This window comes from Streptomyces sp. NBRC 110035 (assembly GCF_000829695.1).
GTDB lineage: Bacteria > Actinomycetota > Actinomycetes > Streptomycetales > Streptomycetaceae > Streptomyces.
This window is the reverse complement of record NZ_BBNN01000023.1, coordinates 1-16,403: the sequence shown is the minus strand read 5'-3', so window position 1 is coordinate 16,403 and position 16,403 is coordinate 1. Positions and strand designations below refer to the sequence as shown.

Genomic DNA, 16,403 nt, shown 5'->3' with positions numbered 1-16,403 from the left:
CCCTCTCGAAACGGACCAGCAGTCCGCTACAGTGAATGCGGACCAGCAGTCCGCATTCTAGTGTGCCGCGTCCCCGAGGAGGACCCATGCCCGGACACCCCGAGCACCCCGAACCCCCCGAGCGCCCCGAGAACTCAGGACACCCCGGGCGTCCCGGCGGCCCGGTGGCCGTCTTCCGCCGCGCCGTCGAGCACCTGCTCGCCCACGACATGGCCGCGTTCACGGCGCTGTACGCGGACGACGCCGTCATGGAGTTCCCGTTCGCGCCGCCCGGCCGGCCGCAGCGGCTCGACGGCCGGGCGGCGGTCGAGGCGTATCTCGACGGCTGCACGGACATGGTCGACATCCAGCGCGTCCACGACGTGACCGTGCACGAGACCGCCGACCCGGAGGTCATCGTCGCGGAGATGGCCGCGAGCGGCCGGGTCGTCGCCACGGGCGCGCCGTACACGGCCCGCTACGTCGCGGTGCTGACCGTCGTCGACGGCCGCATCCGGCACTACCGCGACTCCTGGAACCCGCTGATGCTCCAGGAGGTGTCCGCCGCATGACCGTCCTCGTCACCGGCGCGAGCGGGACCACCGGCAGCCGGCTCGCGCGGCAGCTGCACGACCGGGGCACCCTGGTCCGCCGGGCCGGCCGGTCCGCGCGGGCCGACGTCCGCTTCGACTGGACGGACCCGGCCACGTTCGGCCCGGCGGTACGCGGTGTGCGCGCCGTCTACCTGGTGGCGCCGATCGGCGTCGCCGACCCGGTCCCGGTCGTGGAACCGTTCCTCGCCGCCGCACGGCATGCGGGCGTGGCACGGGTCGCGCTGCTGGGTTCGTCCGCCGTCCCGGTCGGCAGTCCCGGGTGGGGCGCGCTCGGCACACTGCTGCCGCGCTACGTCCCGCAGGCGACGGTGCTGCGTCCGACCTGGTTCGCCAGCAACTTCACCGGCGACCACCTGCACGCCGAGTCCGTCCGCCGCGACGACGAGATCGTCAGCGCCACCGGCGACGGCCGCGTCCCGTTCATCGACCCGGAGGACATCGCCTCCGTCGCGCGCCACGTCCTCACGAGCCCCGCGCCACCGGCCCCCGACCTGGTGCTGACCGGCCCGCGCCCGCTCGGCTTCGACGACGTCGCGGCAACGCTGACCGGGTTCACCGGCCGCACCGTGCGGCACCGGCGGGTCGGCGCGCGGGAGCTGTCCGCCCACCTGCGGCAGCACGGGATCCCGGCCGCCTTCGCGGATCTGCCGGCCGGACTGGACACGGCGATCGCGGCCGGCGCCGAGGACCGGACGACCACCACGGTCGAGCAGATCACGGGCACCGCGCCGCGCCCCTTCGACCGCTTCCTGACCGCACAGCCGGCGGCCGCCCTGCGACGCCACACCGGCCCGCCGCACGGCGGCCCGCCCCAGCCGTCCCCGAACGAAAGCGCGCGGCAAGGGAGTTGACCGGAGGGCCATAGAGCACGCGCCCGCCGTACGCCGGGGAAGCAGGCGATCTTCGTCCATTGTTCATCCGGGCGCCCGTCAGCGCGGGCGACCGGGTGCGACGATCCGGCCAAGAAGCCGGACTGCAACGGAGAGAAGATGCCCTCCAGGAGAACCAACGCCGCTCTCGCGGCCCTTGTCGTCGCCGCCGGCACCCTGGCCGGCACGGGTGTGGCGAGCGCGGACCACAGGGCCGCGGAGCGCGGGGCTCATGAGCGTCACCGGGCGGTGGCCTTCGAGCGGACCGCCACCTACCCGGTCTTCCAGAACCGGCCGGCCGGCGAGGACCCCGCCACCGAGACCGTCGCCGAGATCTCGGACACCAGCGAGGACGGCCGCACGCTCGTCTACACCGACGCCGCGGGCAAGCGGATCGGCTTCCTCGACATCAGCCGCGCCGACCGCCCGCGCGGACTCGGCACGCTGTCGCTGTCGGAGCTCGGCGACGCCGAGGACGAGCCGACCTCGGTGTCCGTGGTCGGCCAGTACGTCCTGGTGGTGGTGAACACCAGCGCCTCCTTCACCGACCCGTCCGGCCGGCTCGACGTGATCTCGCTGCGCGACCGCAAGCGGGTGGCGAGCCACGACCTCGGCGGCCAGCCCGACTCCGTCGCGATCAGCGCGGACGAGCGGTACGCCGCCATCGCGATGGAGAACGAGCGCGACGAGGAGGCGACCCCGCCCGGCGGCGAGGAGGGCGATCTGCCCCAGCTCCCCGCCGGTTTCGTGCAGATCGTCGATCTCCGGGGCGCGTCGCCGGCGAAGTGGCGGGTCCGGCCCGTGCCGCTGACCCGGAAGGACGGCAGCGCGCTGCCCGAGCTCGTCGCGGCCGGGATCACCGAACCGGCCGACCCGGAGCCGGAATACGTCTCCGTCAACGGCCGCAACCAGCTCGCGGTGACCCTGCAGGAGAACAACGGCGTCGTCCTGGTGGACCTGCCGACGGGCGAGGTCACCAAGGCGTTCGACGCCGGCACCGTGTCGGTCGACGGCATCGACACGGCCGACGACGGCACGATCGACCTCACCGGCTCGATCACCGGCGTACCGCGCGAGCCCGACGCGCTGAACTGGATCGACGACCGTTACTTCGCGACCGCCAACGAGGGCGACTGGCGCGGCGGTTCCCGCGGCTGGACCGTCTTCGACAGCCGCACCGGCAAGGTGGCCTGGGACGCGGGCAACACCTTCGAACGGCTCGCCGTGCGGTACGGGCTGCACAACGAGGGCCGGGCCGGGAAGAAGGGCACCGAACCCGAGGGCCTGGCCGTCGCCGAGTACGGCGGGGTGCGCTACGCCTTCGTCGGCTCGGAGCGGAGCAACTTCGTCGCCGTGTACGACGTCAGCCGGCCGGCCTCCCCCGTCTTCCGCCAGATGCTGCCCGCCACCAACGGCCCCGAGGGTCTGCTGCCGATCCCCGGGCGCGGTCTGCTCGCGGTCTCCAGCGAGGTGGACGACGCCTCGGCCGGCGTCCGGGCCTCGGTGAGCCTGTTCCGCCTCGGCAGGGGCACCCCGGCGTTCCCGAGCATCGTCTCGGCGTCCGACTCCACCGGCGCGCCGATCGGCTGGGGCGCCCTGGGCGCGCTGTCCGCCGTGCCCGGCACGCGGGACCGGCTGGTCAGCGTGACCGACGCGGCGTACACGCCCACCCGCATCCTCACCGTCGACACGGGGCAGGGGTCCAAGCCGGGGTCCAGGCCGGGGCCCGGGAAGCCCGGAGGGCAGCCGGCGCTGATCACCGGTGAGCTGACCGTCAAGGACGCCGAGGGGCAGCCCGTCGGCTACGACGCCGAGGGCGTCTTCGCGCGGCCGCAGGGCGGCTACTGGCTCGCCGTCGAGGGCGGGAACGGCGCCGGCAACAAGCTGGTCCGGCTGGACCGTTCCGGTGTCACCCGGCAGGCCGTCGCCCTCCCCGCGGCTGTCGCCGAGGGTCTCGGGAGCCAGGGCTTCGAGGGTGTCACCGCCACCACCGACCGCCACGGCCGCGAGATCGTCTGGGCCGTGCTGCAGCGCGAGGTCGCGGGCGACCCGTCCGGGACCGTCCGCCTCGGCCGGTACGACGTCGCGGCCGGCACCTGGAGCTGGTACGGCTACCGCCTCGGCGCCACCACCACTCCCGGCGACTGGATCGGTCTCTCCGAGATCACCGTGGTCGGCGACAGGCTCGCCGTCGTCGAACGGGACAAACTGAACGGCCCCGCCGCGAAGGTCAAGCGCGTCTACACCGTCGACCTGCCGAAATCGGCCGCGCCGTCGGACAAGCTGCCCGTGCTGCGCAAGAAGCTCGCCCACGACGTCCTGCCCGACCTGAGGGCCACGAACGGCTGGACGCAGGAGAAGCTCGAGGGCCTGACCGTCGGCGGCGACGGCCACGTCTACGCCGTGACCGACAACGACGCCCTGGACGACGCCTCCGGCGAGACCGTCTTCCTGCGCCTCGGCTCCAGCAAGAAGATCTTCGGCCGCGACTGACCCACGACCGGCGCACAGCCGCCCCACCGGCACCACCGGCCGGCCGACCCCCGGGCGGCCGCAGACCACACCTCTGCGGCCGCCTTCGCCGTACCGGTCACTGTCGTCACCGTCACCGTCACGGACGTGGCCCGATGTGCCTCAGCCACTCCTCCACCGCCGCGAAGTCCTCCTCCGCCAGCCCTCTCGCCGGGTCCACCCGGTGCGGGAGGGCCGGGGCCGGGTGGGTCGCCTCGATCCACTGTTCGTCCATCGGGCCGATCTCGTCGTCCAGCCAGACGAACGGGTGGTGGCCGGCCCACTCGCACAGGAGGCGTGTCTTCCCGTGCAGGCCTCGCGGGACGCCGGTGGTGAGCGGTTCGTCCGGCCACCGCACCACCGGCAACGTCGGCAGGCCGATGCGGGGAGCCACGGTGCCGTTCGCCTCGTCGAGCCAGGTCGTGGCCCATACGAGGTCGCAGCCCAGGGCCAGCAGGCGAGGGCCCACGGTGGGGTCGAGCCGGTCCAGGAGGGGGTTGCCCCGCTCCGCGGACGGTCCGCGCGTGAACGCCCGTGCCCCGGAGCCGGGTGCCCCGAACGGGATGAGAGGGCCGTCCACGTCCAGGAAGAGGACCGGGCGGGGCGGCGGCGGGCCTGACGGCATGGGGGCAGCCTCCCACGGGTTTCCCTCGTTCTCACGCGTTCTCAGGTGCACGCGTTCTCACGGGTGCATGCGGGCTCCCTTGAGGATCTTGTCGACCGCGTTCCTCGGGCCGTGGACGGCCAGGCCGACCAGGTCCAGGTCCGCCGTCGGGACCGCCCGTACCGCCGCGCGGTTGGCGTCGTCGTGGCCCGTGGCGAACAGGTCGCCGGTGAACAGCGCGCGCGGCAGGGCGCGGGACAGCACGCGGGTGTGGGCGGCCGCCAGGGTTTCCTCGGTGCCCTCGAAGACCAGCACCGGCTGACGGAACATCGGCAGATAGGCCACGCCGTCCGCGTCTTCGTAGGGCGCGCCGATCAGTTCGGGGACCTGGCTGCCCAGGCCGCTGACCAGGAACGCGGTGACGTTGAGGCGCTGCCAGGTTTCCAGGTCCTCGCGCAGCAGGACGGCGATCTTCGTGTCGAAGCGAGTGCTCATGCCCTGAGACTGCCGATCGGCGTACGTCCCCGTCTTGTACGTTGTTTGCATGGCCGCAGCGCGCGCGGACCGTGCCGAGCGGACCGTCTCCGCCTGGCGCCCCCGTGTCCCGGGGATCGTCGAGGTGTTCCACGCCCGCTTCACCGAGTACGCCTATCCGATGCACGTCCACGACGCCTGGACACTCCTCGTCGTCGACGCCGGCGCCGTGCGGTACGACCTGGACCGGCACGAGCACGGCACCCCGCACGGCACCGTGTCCCTGCTGCCGCCGCACGTTGCGCACAACGGCGCCTCCGCGACCCCGGACGGCTTCCGCAAGCGGGTGCTGTACCTCGACGGGACGCACCTCGGGGACGAGTTGATCGGGGCCGCCGTGGACCGTCCCGACCTGCGTGATCCGCTGCTGCGGCAGCGCGTGGGGCAGGTGCACGCGGCGTTGTCGGGGCCCGGTGACGAGTTCGAGGCGGAGAGCAGGCTGACACTCGTCGGGGAGCGGCTGCGGGCCCATCTGCGGTCCCGGGCCGGCGCACCGGAGCCTCGGCGGGATCCCGTCCTCGCGCGGCGGCTGCGGGAGCTGCTCGACGAACGGGTCGTGGAGGGTGTCGGCCTGGCGGAGGCCGCGGGGCTGCTGTCCGCGCATCCCGCCCATCTCGTACGGGCGTTCAGCGGCGCCTACGGCATCGCCCCGCACCAGTACCTGATGTCCCGCCGGGTGGGCCGGGCCCGTCGGATGCTGCTCGAGGGCCGGTCACCGGGCGAGGTCGCGGTGGCCACCGGCTTCTACGACCAGGCCCATCTCACGCGGCATTTCCGGAAACTGGTCGGCGTCCCGCCGGGACGTTACCGCGCGGGGGCCGGCAGCCCCTGGGAGAGCGGGGCGCCGGCCCCGGACGGCCGGGCGGACGGCGGCCGTACCGCCGCGTCACGTCACTTCACGTCGACGTAGTCACCCGCCGCCGTGGCCCCGCCCGTCGTGGACGTCTGGCCGAACGTCCAGCGCCAGTAGCCGTCGGTGGTGGCCGTCACCGTGGTCTTCAGGTATCCCGTGGAGTTCGCCCGCACGGTCTTGACCGTCGTGTAGGTGCTGGTGCCCGCCTTGCGGAACTGCAGTTTGGCCAGCTTGGAGCCGTAGCCGACGTACGCGTGCCTGACCCAGTCGGCGCGCGTCAGCTTGCCCGTCACGGTGAGCGCCTTGTTCTTGGCGACCGGCTCCGGCGAGGCGTTGACCGTGGCCCGCGCGGCGCGCTTGACCTGGACCGTGCCGAGACCGGTCAGGTTCTCCTCGGCCTTGAGCTTGTCGTCGGGGGTCCAGAGGCGGACGTTGACAGCGATCTTCCACGTGGTGGCGTCGTTGTTGGAGTCCAGGGTCCAGGGGGGATCGATGTAGAGCTCGCCCTCGACGTCGGCCGAGCGGGGGGTGTCGTCGTAGTAGGTGACGAAGCCCGTGTAGATGCCGCCCTTGTCCAGGGCCTTGGCGGCCGTGGTGTCGTGGTACAGGTACGGGAAGGCGGTGATGTCACTGGAGATGTGGCCCGCGGGCCAGGTCATGCGGAAGCTGACGCCGGGGTTCTTCTCCTCGGAGATGCCCACGACGATGGGCTTGCCCTTGTTCACGACCATGTCCGTCACCGTGACGCCGGTGTCGGCCGCGTGCGCGGGTGGGGCGGTGAACACCCCGAGGGCGAGCGCTCCCGTGAGCGCGGCCACGACCGCGGATCTGCCTGTGCGCATGCACATCCTCATTTACGCAGGGGCCCCGACCTACGGGGCCCGGATCGCGGCAGACCAACAGCCCGATCCCGTACGTACGTTCGTTCGGAGTCCCTGTGGTGACCTGCACCGTCGTCACTTTCCCGAGGGCCGCTCGATCAGCCGGGCGAACGCGTCGAGGTTCCGGGTCGACTCGCCGCGCGAGACCCGCCAGGCGTGCTCCTTGCGGATCGCGGTGGCGAACCCGAGCTCCAGGAGGGTGTTGAAGCTGCCGTCGGCGGCCTCCAGGACCTGGCCCAGCAGCCGGTCGACCTCGTCGGGGGTGACGGCGGCCAGCGGGAAACGCCCGGTGACGTAGATGTCTCCGAGCGGGTCCACGGCGTAACCCACGCCGTACAGCTTGAGGTTGCGCTCCAGGAGCCAGCGGTGGACGGCGGCCTCGTTCTCGTCGGGGTGCCGGACGACGAAGGCGTTGAGGGAGAGCGAGTGGCGGCCGACGACGAGGGAGACCGTCGTGGACAGCTTGCGGGTGCCGGGCAGCTTCACGACGTACGTGCCGGGCGCGGGACTCTCCCAGTCGAGCTCGGCGTCCTTCAGCACGCCCTCGACGACCCGGGCCGCCCCCTGCTCCGCTTCCGCCGCCCTGTCAGCCATGGTGCGAGCGTACGTGACGGCGGTGCGCCTGCGTCGCGGCCGTGTAGACGTCGGCCGTGGCGGCGGCCGACCTGTCCCAGCCGAAGGACAGGGCGTGCCGGGCGGCCGCGTCGCCCATCCGGTCGACGAGGTGCGGCGCGTCGGCGAGCTCGCGCAGCACGCGCGCGTACGCGCGCGGGTCGTGGCCCTGGACGAGGAAACCGGTGTCCCCGTCCCGCACGGCCACCGGCAGTCCGCCGACCGAGGCCGCGAGCACCGGCGTACCGGCCGCCTGCGCCTCTATGGCGACCAGGCCGAAGGACTCGCTGTAGGACGGCATGACGAGGACGGACGCGGCCCGGAACCAGTCGGCGAGCCGCTCCTGCCCGACCGGCGGGCAGAACCGCACGACGTCGGCGATGCCCAGGCGGGCGGCGAGTTTCTGCAGCCCCTCGGGCTTGGCGAGGCCGCTTCCGCTGGGGCCGCCGACGACGGGGACGCAGATCTTCGAGCGCAGCTCGGGACGCTCGCCGAGCAGGACGGCCACCGCGCGGAGCAGCACGTCCGGAGCCTTGAGGGGCTGGATGCGGCCCGCGAAGAGCGGGATCAGGGCGTCCTGGGGCAGCCCGAGGCGGGCGCGGGCCGCGGCCCTTCCGTCGGCGGGGCGGAACCGGGAGAGGTTGACGCCGGGGTGGACGACGGCGACCTTGTCCCGCCCGGCCGCGTAGTGCCGGACGAGTTCGTCCGCCTCCTCGGCGGTGTTGGCGATCAGCCGGTCCGCGGCGGCGACGATCTGGGTCTCGCCGATGACGCGGGCGGCCGGTTCGGGGGTGTCGCCGACGGCGAGGTTGGCGTTCTTGACCTTGGCCATGGTGTGCATGGCGTGCACCAGGGGAACGCCCCAGCGCTGGGCGGCGAGCCAGCCGACGTGGCCGGAGAGCCAGTAGTGGGAGTGGACCAGGTCGTAGTGGCCGGGACGGTGGCCGGCCCACGCCTGCATCACGCCGTGTGTGAAGGCGCACAGCTGGGCCGGCAGCTCCTCTTTGGCGAGGCCCTCGTAGGGGCCTGCGTCGACGTGCCGGACGAGGACACCGGGCGCCAGGTCGACGGTGGGCGGGAGGGCGGCGGCGGTCGCGCGCGTGAAGATCTCGACCTCGATGTTGATCGCGGCGAGGCGCTGGGCGAGTTCCACGATGTAGACGTTCATGCCGCCGGCGTCGCCGGTCCCCGGCTGGTGGAGCGGGGAGGTGTGCACGGAGAGCATCGCCACACGGCGGGGGCGGCGGTGCAGGCGCAGCCGCGGGGATGTGGCGGGGGAACGCCGCCCGAGCCTGGCCATGTACTGGCTCACGTGCCGGTCCTCCTCGCTGCGGGCATGGCGTGCGGGGGCGTGCGGAGCCCTCCAGCTCTCCAACACCGGGGGAGCCGCTCCCATTTCCGGACGGCCTCCCCGGATCGGTTCTTTGCCGGATCATTACCTGATATCGCTCAACCGTTCGAGCGTGAGGTGCGTGGGGGAAAGGCGCCCCCGCACGCGGACAGCGACCCCCTCGTGGCCCCCGTCGCGACGGGGGCCGCGGCCCCCTCGGACCCGCTCCTCGGTGCCGGTTCGGGCCCGCTCGGTGCCGGTTCGGACTCGTTCCGGGGACCCGCATACCCTCGTACGCATGACCGCCCGCGCCACCTCCCTCCCCCGCCCTCGACTCGGCTCGGGCGGGAGGACCCCCGTGAGCAAGGAGACCCCATGAGGGGGAGGACTCCATGAGCGGGAGGACCACCCTCGTCGGCGCGGTGACGCGCGGAACGACCAGCCCGAACCGCCTGCGCCGCATGGACCGCTGGATCGCGGCCACGCACGGCGCCGAACTGCGCCGCGCGGAGACCTCCCTCGCCGTCGACCTCGGCTACGGCGCCACCCCCTGGACGGCGGTCGAGCTGCTGCACCGCCTGCGCACCGTGGCCCCCCGCGCGCACGTGGTGGGCGTCGAGATCGAACCGTCCCGGGTCGCGGCGGCCCGCCGCTACGAGCGGGAAGGGCTGTCCTTCCGGCACGGCGGCTTCGAGATCCCGCTCCCCGGCCGGCCGGCGCTGGTCCGCGCGGCGAACGTCCTCCGCCAGTACGACGAGGCCGAGGTCGCCGCCGTCTGGCAGCGGCTGTGCGCGCGGCTCGCCCCGGCCGCCCCGGAACGGGGCTCGCGCGGGGGACTGCTGGTCGAGGGGACATGCGACGAGATCGGCCGGCGGCACGTGTGGGTCGCCCTCGGCCCCGAGGGGCCGCGCACGGTCACGTTCGCGACCCGCCTCGGCTCCCTGGGGCGCCCCTCCGACCTGGCGGAGCGCCTGCCGAAGGCGCTCATCCACCGCAACGTCCCCGGCGAACCGGTACACGCCTTCCTGCTCGACTTCGACCGCGCCTGGGCGGCAGCGGCGCCCTACGCCTCGTACGGCGCCCGCCAGCGCTGGATCCGCGCGGTACGGGATCTCGCGGCCGACTGGCCGGTGACGGACGGCCCGGCGCGGTGGCGGCAGGGCGAGGTCACGGTGCGGTGGGGAGCCTTGGCCCCTCGGGCGTGAGACGGCCTCCGACGCCCCCTCCGCGCTGGAACCGGCACCGAAACGACCCGTGCCCCCACCCCGGACCGACCGCCAGACCGCCCAACACCCCCGTGACCTGCGCCATGTGACCCAGTCCACGCAATCGGCCCGGCCGAACCCCCGTGAACGTGACGTTCGTCATCCGGGCTGCATCCGTGAGCCTGTCCATGTGCCTCCCACAACACGGCATATGACACTGGCGGGTGGCCGAACGGCGTGCTCCACGCCATTCCGCTGCGGCGCCGACACCCGCTATCGTCCCCGCTGGAAAGGGGCACCCCTGCTCGCAGGCAGTTCGTGAGCACGGGGGACGGGCCGAGATCCCGCACCCCCACCACACCCTCGGGGGGAGGGAAGGAACCCGGAACGATGCCCGTACCCATACCGCGGCAGAGAACGCTCCCGGCCGCGGAAAGCGGCCAGGCGCACACCGCGCCCATGAACGGCGGCCCCGCCGACGGCGCCCCGGCGGCCGGGACCACGACGGCCCCGCGCCCCGCGGAGGGCACCGCGGACAGCGCCACCGTCCACACCGAAACCGACACCGACACCGGTACCGACACCGAGAACCACACGGAGAAGGCCAGGACCAGGATCACGCCGGACAGCACCGGGGCGACCACGACCGCCCCCACCCACCTCACCCTGCTGCTGATCGAGGACGACCCGGCAGGCTCGCCGATCGTGCCCGCCCTGCTCGACCGGAGCGGCAGGCCGATCCGCGTCCGCACCGCCCGCAACCTCACCGAGGCCGAGCGGCTGCTGACCGACGACGTCCACTGCATCCTCCTGGACCTCGCCCTGTCCGCACCCGGTGGCCGGGCGGCACACGGCGGCGGCAACGGTGACGGCAACGCCGGCGGTGAGGGCACCCACGACGAGCTCGCCGTGCTCAAGCACGTGCTGGAGCTCGCACCCCGGCACGCCGTTCTCGCGCTGACCGCGTCCGGCGACGCCGAGCGGGGCGCCGAGGCGGTACGCGTGGGCGCCCAGGACTACCTCTTCCGCGACGAGCTGGACGGCCGGCTGCTGAGCAGGGCGATCCGGTACGCGGTGGAGCGGAAGCGCTCCGACTCGGCCGAGCGCCGGCTCGCCGAGGGCAGGCTGCACGCCCGGGAGAACCGCCGGCTGGAACGCGGACTGCTGCCGACGCCGCTCCTGGCCGGCTCCCCCCTCCACTTCGCCGCCCGCTACCGCCCGGGGCGCTCCCGTGCCCTGCTCGGCGGCGACTTCTACGACGTCGTCCGCACCCCGGACGGCACCGTGCACGCCATGATCGGCGACGTCTGCGGCCACGGCCCGGACGAGGCCGCCCTCGGCGTGGAGCTGCGGATCGCCTGGCGCGCGCTGACGCTCGCCGGCCTGTACGGAGACGAGCTGCTGGGCACGCTGCAGCAGGTGCTGGAACACGAACGCTCGGACGACGAGATCTTCGCGACGCTCTGCGCGGTGGACATCTCCCCCGACGGCCGGGAGGCGGGCCTGTGGCTGGCCGGCCATCCGTCACCGCTGCTCGCCCGCCCGGGACACCCCGCGCGACTACTGCCGTACGACGACAACGGCCCCGCACTCGGACTGCTGTCCGGCGCCCACTGGCCGCGTACGCAGGTGGAACTGGGCGCCGAGTGGAGCCTGATGCTCTACACCGACGGCCTCATCGAGGGCCGCGTCGGCGACACCGGGGAACGGCTCGGCCAGGACGGCATGGTCGGCATGGTCCGCCGCCGGCTCGCCGACGGCCTGCGCGGCGAGGAACTGCTCCAGGCGGCGGTCGACGAGGTCCGCGACCTCAACGGCGGCGAGCTGACCGACGACGTGGCGGTCCTCCTCCTGGACCGGGTACCCCAGCCCCAGCCGTAACCGCAGCCGCAGCTGTGACCGCAGCCGCGGTGAAGCCGCTGCTCCCTGCCCGCTTCCGTCCTACCGCCCGCCGTTGTACGGACCGTAAGGACCGTCGCTGCTGGAGCCCTTCCGGCTGCGCCCGCCGCCGGAGAGGCCGCGCAGGGCGGGACGGACGTCGACCATGTAGACGATGGTCGCGATCAGCCCGATGATCGGCAGGAACGACAGGATGTTGAAGATCAGGTTCACCACGAAGGCGAGCCCGAGGATGATCAGCCAGAACGGCTTGGTCTTCTTGTCCGCCGCGCGGTAGGCGTCCTCGCGGCGGGTGGCCGCGTCGATCAGCGCGAAGCCGCTGAACACGATCAGGGCCACGCTCAGCAGCCACATGAACCCAGCGAAGCCCTGCATCAGCACAACGTCCACCACCCGATTCGGCTCGTTCTTACGCGGTTCACCGTACCCACAACCGCCGGCCGGCTATCCGTGGAACGGGCCGGACACCACAAGAGTGCCCGGCCCGTTCAGGTTCATCCACGGCTCACCGCTGCGGCTCCGCTCGCGCCTACTTGGCGGGCGGCGTCGTCTTCTTGGCCGTGGCCTTGCTCACCGGGGCCTTCTTGGCGGCGGGCTTCTTCGTCTCGGCGGACGCGGAGGGAGCCGGGACGGTCTTCTCGCCCTTGGCGTCCTTGTCGTCCGTGACCTCGGCGGTCTCAACGGCCTCGAGCTTCGGCTTGGGCTCGCTCTTCGGCTCGACGGCGACGGCGATGTCCTCGATGCCCTCGGCGGCCTCGCCGCGCCAGGTCCGCACGGTCTGCTCACCGTGCTCGGCGACCTTCTCGTAGGCCTCCCGGGCCTTGACGGCGTACTCGGCGGCGACGCCGACACCGCGCAGGGCGAGGTCCTGAGCGGTCTCACCGAACTTCTTCAGGTCGGTGTCGAGCGAGCCGAAGAACTCGCCGACCTTGGTCTGGACGGTCTCCTGCGTCTCCTTGACCCTGACGGTCGCCCTCTCCTGGACGGCCTTCGGGTCGGTCTGGCGGACGGCCTCGATGCGCGAAGGAGCCTCGGCGCGGATCTGCTCCACCAGCCCCGGCACCTTCCTGGCCTGCTGCAGAGCGAGGTCGGCGGTGCCGGCGGCGAAGTAGAGGGGGGTCGGGTGGCTGAAGGTCTTGCGCAGGTCGTCGGTGATGGCCATGGTGGGGGTCCTCCCGGATTCGTTTTCGGCTGAGGGTCTGGATGATCCGCGGCGGCGGCCGGTGCCCTGGTCCGGCTCAGCCGGCCGTCTGCTGCGGATCGGTGTCACTGCCGCCGGCCGTACGGGGGCGGCGCTCGGCGGACGTACCGCCCTTGCGGGTGGAGGGAGCCCGGCGCCCGGCGGACGCACCGCCACCGCCCTGACGCCCTCGCCGTATCCCGGCACCACCCACGGAACCGTCCGAGGCCTCCGCGGCGTCCGGAACCTCCCGGACCTCCAGGACCTCGGCCCCCCGAGCGGCACCGGCTCCACCGGCACCCCCCGTCGTCTCACCCTCCTCGGGACCCACAAACCCGTTCTCCTTGCGGAAGGACTCGTAGATCTGGAGCAGCACCTGCTTCTGACGCTCGGTCAGGGCGAGGTCGGCGAGGATGACGGCCCGCGTCTCCACGTCGTCGCGGTCCCGCTCGGCGTCGAGGATGCCGGCGCGCACGTACAGCGTCTCGGCGGAGATCCGCAGCGCCTTGGCGACCTGCTGCAGCACCTCCGCGCTCGGCTTGCGCAGCCCGCGCTCGATCTGGCTCAGATAGGGATTGGACACCCCGGCGGCATCGGCGAGCTGCCGCAGCGACAACTGCGCGTTGCGCCGCTGCTCCCGCAGATAGTCACCGAGATTGCCGACGTTGAGTGATGCCATGCCTCCACCCTGCCCCACTCCGCTAACTATTGCAAGCAGTCGCTTGCAACAGTGCGCCACGCCATGAGGCATGGACTGAAACGGGGCAAGACAGTTGTCCGTTCTCAGCTTGACTCTGTCGGGGATCTTGGAGTTTCGCGGTGCGGCAGCGTGGTCAACGGGCATGCTCGGGTAGTTCCGGTTACCGATGCAACTGTCGAGGTGCCCGTTGTCCCTCCGTCCCCGTTCCGGTGAGCAAGTCCCGCCTCTGACCGTGCAGATCGCGCGGGCGAGCAACCCGGACGGCACGACGGCGATGTGGGTGAGAGACCGCCTGGACGGGCTGTGGTGCGACGAGGACTTCGCCGACTGGTATCCGCGTGACGGGCGTCCGGGCCTCTCGCCCGCCCAGCTGGCCACCGTGTGCGTGCTGCAGTTCCTGCTCGGTCTGTCGGACCGGCAGGCCGCCGAGGCGGTGCGCTGCCGCATCGACTTCAAGTACGCGATGGCCATGGAGCTGGACGACTCCGGCTTCCACCACAGCGTGCTGGCCGACTTCCGCGACCGCCTCACCGAAGGCGACCGAGCTGACCACCTCCTCGACCTCGTACTTGCCCGTCTCAAGGAGTCCGGCCTGGTGCGCGAGCGCACCACACAGCGCACCGACTCCACCCACGTCCTGGCCGCGGTGCGCGACCTGACCCGCCTGGAACTGATCACCGAGGCGGTACGCGCCGCACTGGAAGAAGTCGCCGGCACCTCTCCTCACCTGTTGGACGAACTGGTCGACGAGGACTGGGCACGCCGCTACGGCCGACCGGTCCGCCTGGGCAAGAACCCCACCAAGCCCAAGACCAGGATCCTCGCCACCGGCAACGACGCCGTCCGGCTCCTGGAACACCTCTACCAGCACGGTTCAGACCGCACATCCAGCCCCCGTGTCCAGGCCCCGCGCCAGATCATGGTGCAGAATTACCACCGCGACACCGCAGGCCGCCTGCGCTGGCGCACCGCCGAGACGGAAGGCGGGCCCGGACTGCCGCCCTCGTCCCAGGCGATCGTCCCTCCCTATGACACCTCGGCCCGCTACGCACGCCGCGGACACATCATCAGCTGGAAGGGGTTCTCCGCTCACCCGACCGAGACCTGCACCCCCGATGGCCCCAACGTGATCACGGACGTGGCCACCACGCACGACAGCAAAGTCCTGCCCGGCATCCACACCCGCCTGCACCGCCGCGGCCTCCTGCCCGCCGAGCACCTGGTCGACGGCGGCTACACCTCCCTGGTCCACCTGGAACAGGCCGCCCGGGAACACCAGGTCACCGTCACCGGGCCGCTGCCGGGCAACCCCATCCGTCAGCACCGCCGAGGCGAGGGCTTCGGCCGGGACGACTTCCACATCGACTACGACCGCCGGCAGGTCACCTGCCCCCAGGGCCAGGTCAGCCAGGGCTGACACGGCCCCTACCCGACCTCCTCACCCACCGCGGCTCCGCTGATCGTGGCGAAGTTCGCCAAGAGCCAGTGCCACCCCAGCCCCGTCCGCGTCCGGTGCACCAGCTCGCGCGACGGCTCACGGAACGTCGGCTTTCCGCCGCGCAAGCTCCGTGACCTCCAAGTCCGCGTCCGGGACGAGCAGCAGACGCCTGAATGGAAGACCCGCTACGCGGTCCGCTCCGGAGCAGAGGGCACGGTCAACGAGTTCGCCCACGGCCACGGCATGCGCCGCTGCCGCTACCGCGGCCAAGAGAAAGCCCACGTCCAGCACGTCCCGACTGCCATCGCCGTCAACATCGAGCGCCTCAGCAGACTGCCACCGACCACGCAAGCGCCCCCGTCCCGCCAGCCGACCGCCTTCCAGAACTACCTCGACCAGCACAAAATCCCCCGGCCGAAGTCCCGGCGAAAACTCGGCAGTTAACCCCGGCAGTTCCAAGATCCCCGACAGAGTCAAGCTGAGCTTGTTCTTTAACCTCGGTCCTCGAACGTCGAGTAGGACACCGTCACTCACCTGGGGATTCGCCAGACAGGCGGACGGCCCTCGCATGATCCTGCGTTCCGCCAAGGAATCAGACTCATACGAAGGCCGCAGGGGTGAGTGTGCTGCACGACGATGCCCGGTGGGACGCGTTCGACTTCACGTCACACTTCCGGGAGGACTTCTACGCGTGCCTGACCCGGCGCGGTGACACCCTGTTCGAGCTCACGGACGCGATGCTGTGCGAGAACGGGCCGGTGACCTCGCCGGTCGATCTGACGCTGGTGGCCGAGCACAGGCGGGGGCACGGCGCGTTGTACGACGCGCTGAACTGCGGCCGGATCGAGGAGAGCCGGCTACGTCGGGCGCTGGCGGTGCTGCCGCAGCCCAAGGCCGCCGACAACCGCCTGGTCCTGGCTGTCGATGTGAGCAACTGGCTGCGCTCGGATGCCCCGACCAGCGCGGACCGTCTGTTCTGTCATGTCTACGGCCGGAACGGACGCGCTTCGGATCAGTTCGTGCCGGGCTGGCCGTACTCCTTCGTCGCCGCGCTGGAGACCGGGCGCACCTCGTGGTGCCAGCTGCTGGACGCCGTACGGCTCGGCCCCGACGACGATGTCGCCGAGGTCACCGCCGCCCAGGTCCGCCGGGTGGTCACCGATCTGATCGAGGGCGGGCAGTGGGAGGAAGGGG

Annotated in this window: 17 protein-coding genes; 9 read left to right on the top strand and 8 right to left on the bottom strand. The window is 72.4% G+C overall.

The genetic code is table 11. The features are described 5' to 3' along the window. Positions 1-86 precede the first annotated feature (86 nt). The 3 genes from TU30_RS13010 to TU30_RS13000 all read left to right on the top strand — a co-directional run bounded on the left by TU30_RS13010 (position 87) and on the right by TU30_RS13000 (position 3,955). Positions 87-551, top strand: a complete 465-nt coding sequence (locus tag TU30_RS13010; protein ID WP_078878261.1) for a nuclear transport factor 2 family protein — start codon at positions 87-89, stop codon at positions 549-551. Next, positions 548-1,444 (top strand): NAD(P)H-binding protein, encoded by an 897-nt coding sequence (locus TU30_RS13005; RefSeq protein WP_063837634.1) that lies wholly within the window; start codon positions 548-550, stop codon positions 1,442-1,444. The genes TU30_RS13010 and TU30_RS13005 overlap by 4 nt, the downstream gene beginning before the upstream one ends. 138 nt (positions 1,445-1,582) lie before the next feature. Beyond that, positions 1,583-3,955, top strand: coding sequence for an esterase-like activity of phytase family protein (locus TU30_RS13000; RefSeq protein ID WP_042168885.1), 2,373 nt, complete (start codon positions 1,583-1,585; stop codon positions 3,953-3,955). A gap of 118 nt (positions 3,956-4,073) precedes the next feature. On the opposite strand, the gene TU30_RS12995 is transcribed toward TU30_RS13000, so the two are convergent. Together TU30_RS12995 and TU30_RS12990 are read right to left on the bottom strand one after the other, a co-directional pair. Then, positions 4,074-4,598: an HAD domain-containing protein gene (locus TU30_RS12995; protein ID WP_042168882.1), complete on the bottom strand. Its 525-nt coding sequence runs from the start codon at positions 4,596-4,598 to the stop codon at positions 4,074-4,076. A gap of 57 nt (positions 4,599-4,655) precedes the next feature. Next, the gene (locus TU30_RS12990; protein ID WP_078878260.1) at positions 4,656-5,123 is read right to left on the bottom strand and encodes a DUF2000 domain-containing protein; all 468 of its coding nucleotides are present in this window, start codon (positions 5,121-5,123) and stop codon (positions 4,656-4,658) included. Here TU30_RS12990 and TU30_RS12985 point away from each other — a divergent pair. Next, entirely contained in the window at positions 5,122-6,021 is a 900-nt protein-coding gene (locus tag TU30_RS12985) for an AraC family transcriptional regulator (RefSeq protein ID WP_078878259.1), read from the top strand. The genes TU30_RS12990 and TU30_RS12985 overlap by 2 nt on opposite strands. Here the strand turns inward: TU30_RS12985 and TU30_RS12980 are convergent. The 3 genes from TU30_RS12980 to mshA all read right to left on the bottom strand — a co-directional run bounded on the left by TU30_RS12980 (position 6,003) and on the right by mshA (position 8,769). Continuing rightward, complete coding sequence (locus TU30_RS12980) at positions 6,003-6,806, bottom strand: hypothetical protein (protein WP_176726111.1); 804 nt, start codon at positions 6,804-6,806, stop codon at positions 6,003-6,005. The genes TU30_RS12985 and TU30_RS12980 overlap by 19 nt on opposite strands. 114 nt (positions 6,807-6,920) lie before the next feature. Beyond that, positions 6,921-7,439, bottom strand: a complete 519-nt coding sequence (locus tag TU30_RS12975) for a YbjN domain-containing protein (RefSeq protein ID WP_042168877.1) — start codon at positions 7,437-7,439, stop codon at positions 6,921-6,923. Beyond that, entirely contained in the window at positions 7,432-8,769 is a 1,338-nt protein-coding gene (gene mshA, locus TU30_RS12970; protein WP_042168874.1) for a D-inositol-3-phosphate glycosyltransferase, read from the bottom strand. The genes TU30_RS12975 and mshA overlap by 8 nt, the downstream gene beginning before the upstream one ends. Before the next feature lie 410 nt (positions 8,770-9,179). Between mshA and TU30_RS12965 the strand changes: the two genes are divergently transcribed. Both TU30_RS12965 and TU30_RS12960 read left to right on the top strand, forming a co-directional pair. Continuing rightward, positions 9,180-9,992, top strand: coding sequence for a class I SAM-dependent methyltransferase (locus TU30_RS12965; protein ID WP_176726110.1), 813 nt, complete (start codon positions 9,180-9,182; stop codon positions 9,990-9,992). Positions 9,993-10,382: 390 nt separating this feature from the next. Then, a complete protein-coding gene (locus TU30_RS12960; RefSeq protein WP_042168871.1) occupies positions 10,383-11,873 on the top strand; it encodes a PP2C family protein-serine/threonine phosphatase in 1,491 nt (496 codons plus the stop codon). Between the two features lie 60 nt (positions 11,874-11,933). Here TU30_RS12960 and TU30_RS12955 read toward each other — a convergent pair whose 3' ends face one another. The 3 genes from TU30_RS12955 to TU30_RS12945 form a co-directional block, all read right to left on the bottom strand. Then, entirely contained in the window at positions 11,934-12,266 is a 333-nt protein-coding gene (locus TU30_RS12955; protein ID WP_176726109.1) for a DUF2516 family protein, read from the bottom strand. A 154-nt stretch (positions 12,267-12,420) separates the two neighbouring features. Continuing rightward, positions 12,421-13,053 (bottom strand): hypothetical protein, encoded by a 633-nt coding sequence (locus TU30_RS12950; RefSeq protein WP_042168868.1) that lies wholly within the window; start codon positions 13,051-13,053, stop codon positions 12,421-12,423. A gap of 76 nt (positions 13,054-13,129) precedes the next feature. Beyond that, positions 13,130-13,750 (bottom strand): helix-turn-helix domain-containing protein, encoded by a 621-nt coding sequence (locus TU30_RS12945; RefSeq protein WP_042168866.1) that lies wholly within the window; start codon positions 13,748-13,750, stop codon positions 13,130-13,132. Positions 13,751-14,003: 253 nt separating this feature from the next. Here TU30_RS12945 and TU30_RS12940 point away from each other — a divergent pair, with 253 nt between their 5' ends. From TU30_RS12940 to TU30_RS12935, 3 genes are all read left to right on the top strand, one after another. Continuing rightward, positions 14,004-15,188, top strand: a complete 1,185-nt coding sequence (locus TU30_RS12940) for a transposase (RefSeq protein ID WP_234307849.1) — start codon at positions 14,004-14,006, stop codon at positions 15,186-15,188. Positions 15,189-15,233: 45 nt separating this feature from the next. Further along, on the top strand, positions 15,234-15,653 hold the full coding sequence (locus TU30_RS37145; protein WP_234307848.1) for a transposase: 420 nt from the start codon (positions 15,234-15,236) through the stop codon (positions 15,651-15,653). A gap of 179 nt (positions 15,654-15,832) precedes the next feature. Then, positions 15,833-16,403: transposase (locus TU30_RS12935; protein WP_370626636.1), on the top strand; the 571-nt coding region annotated here is incomplete at its 3' end.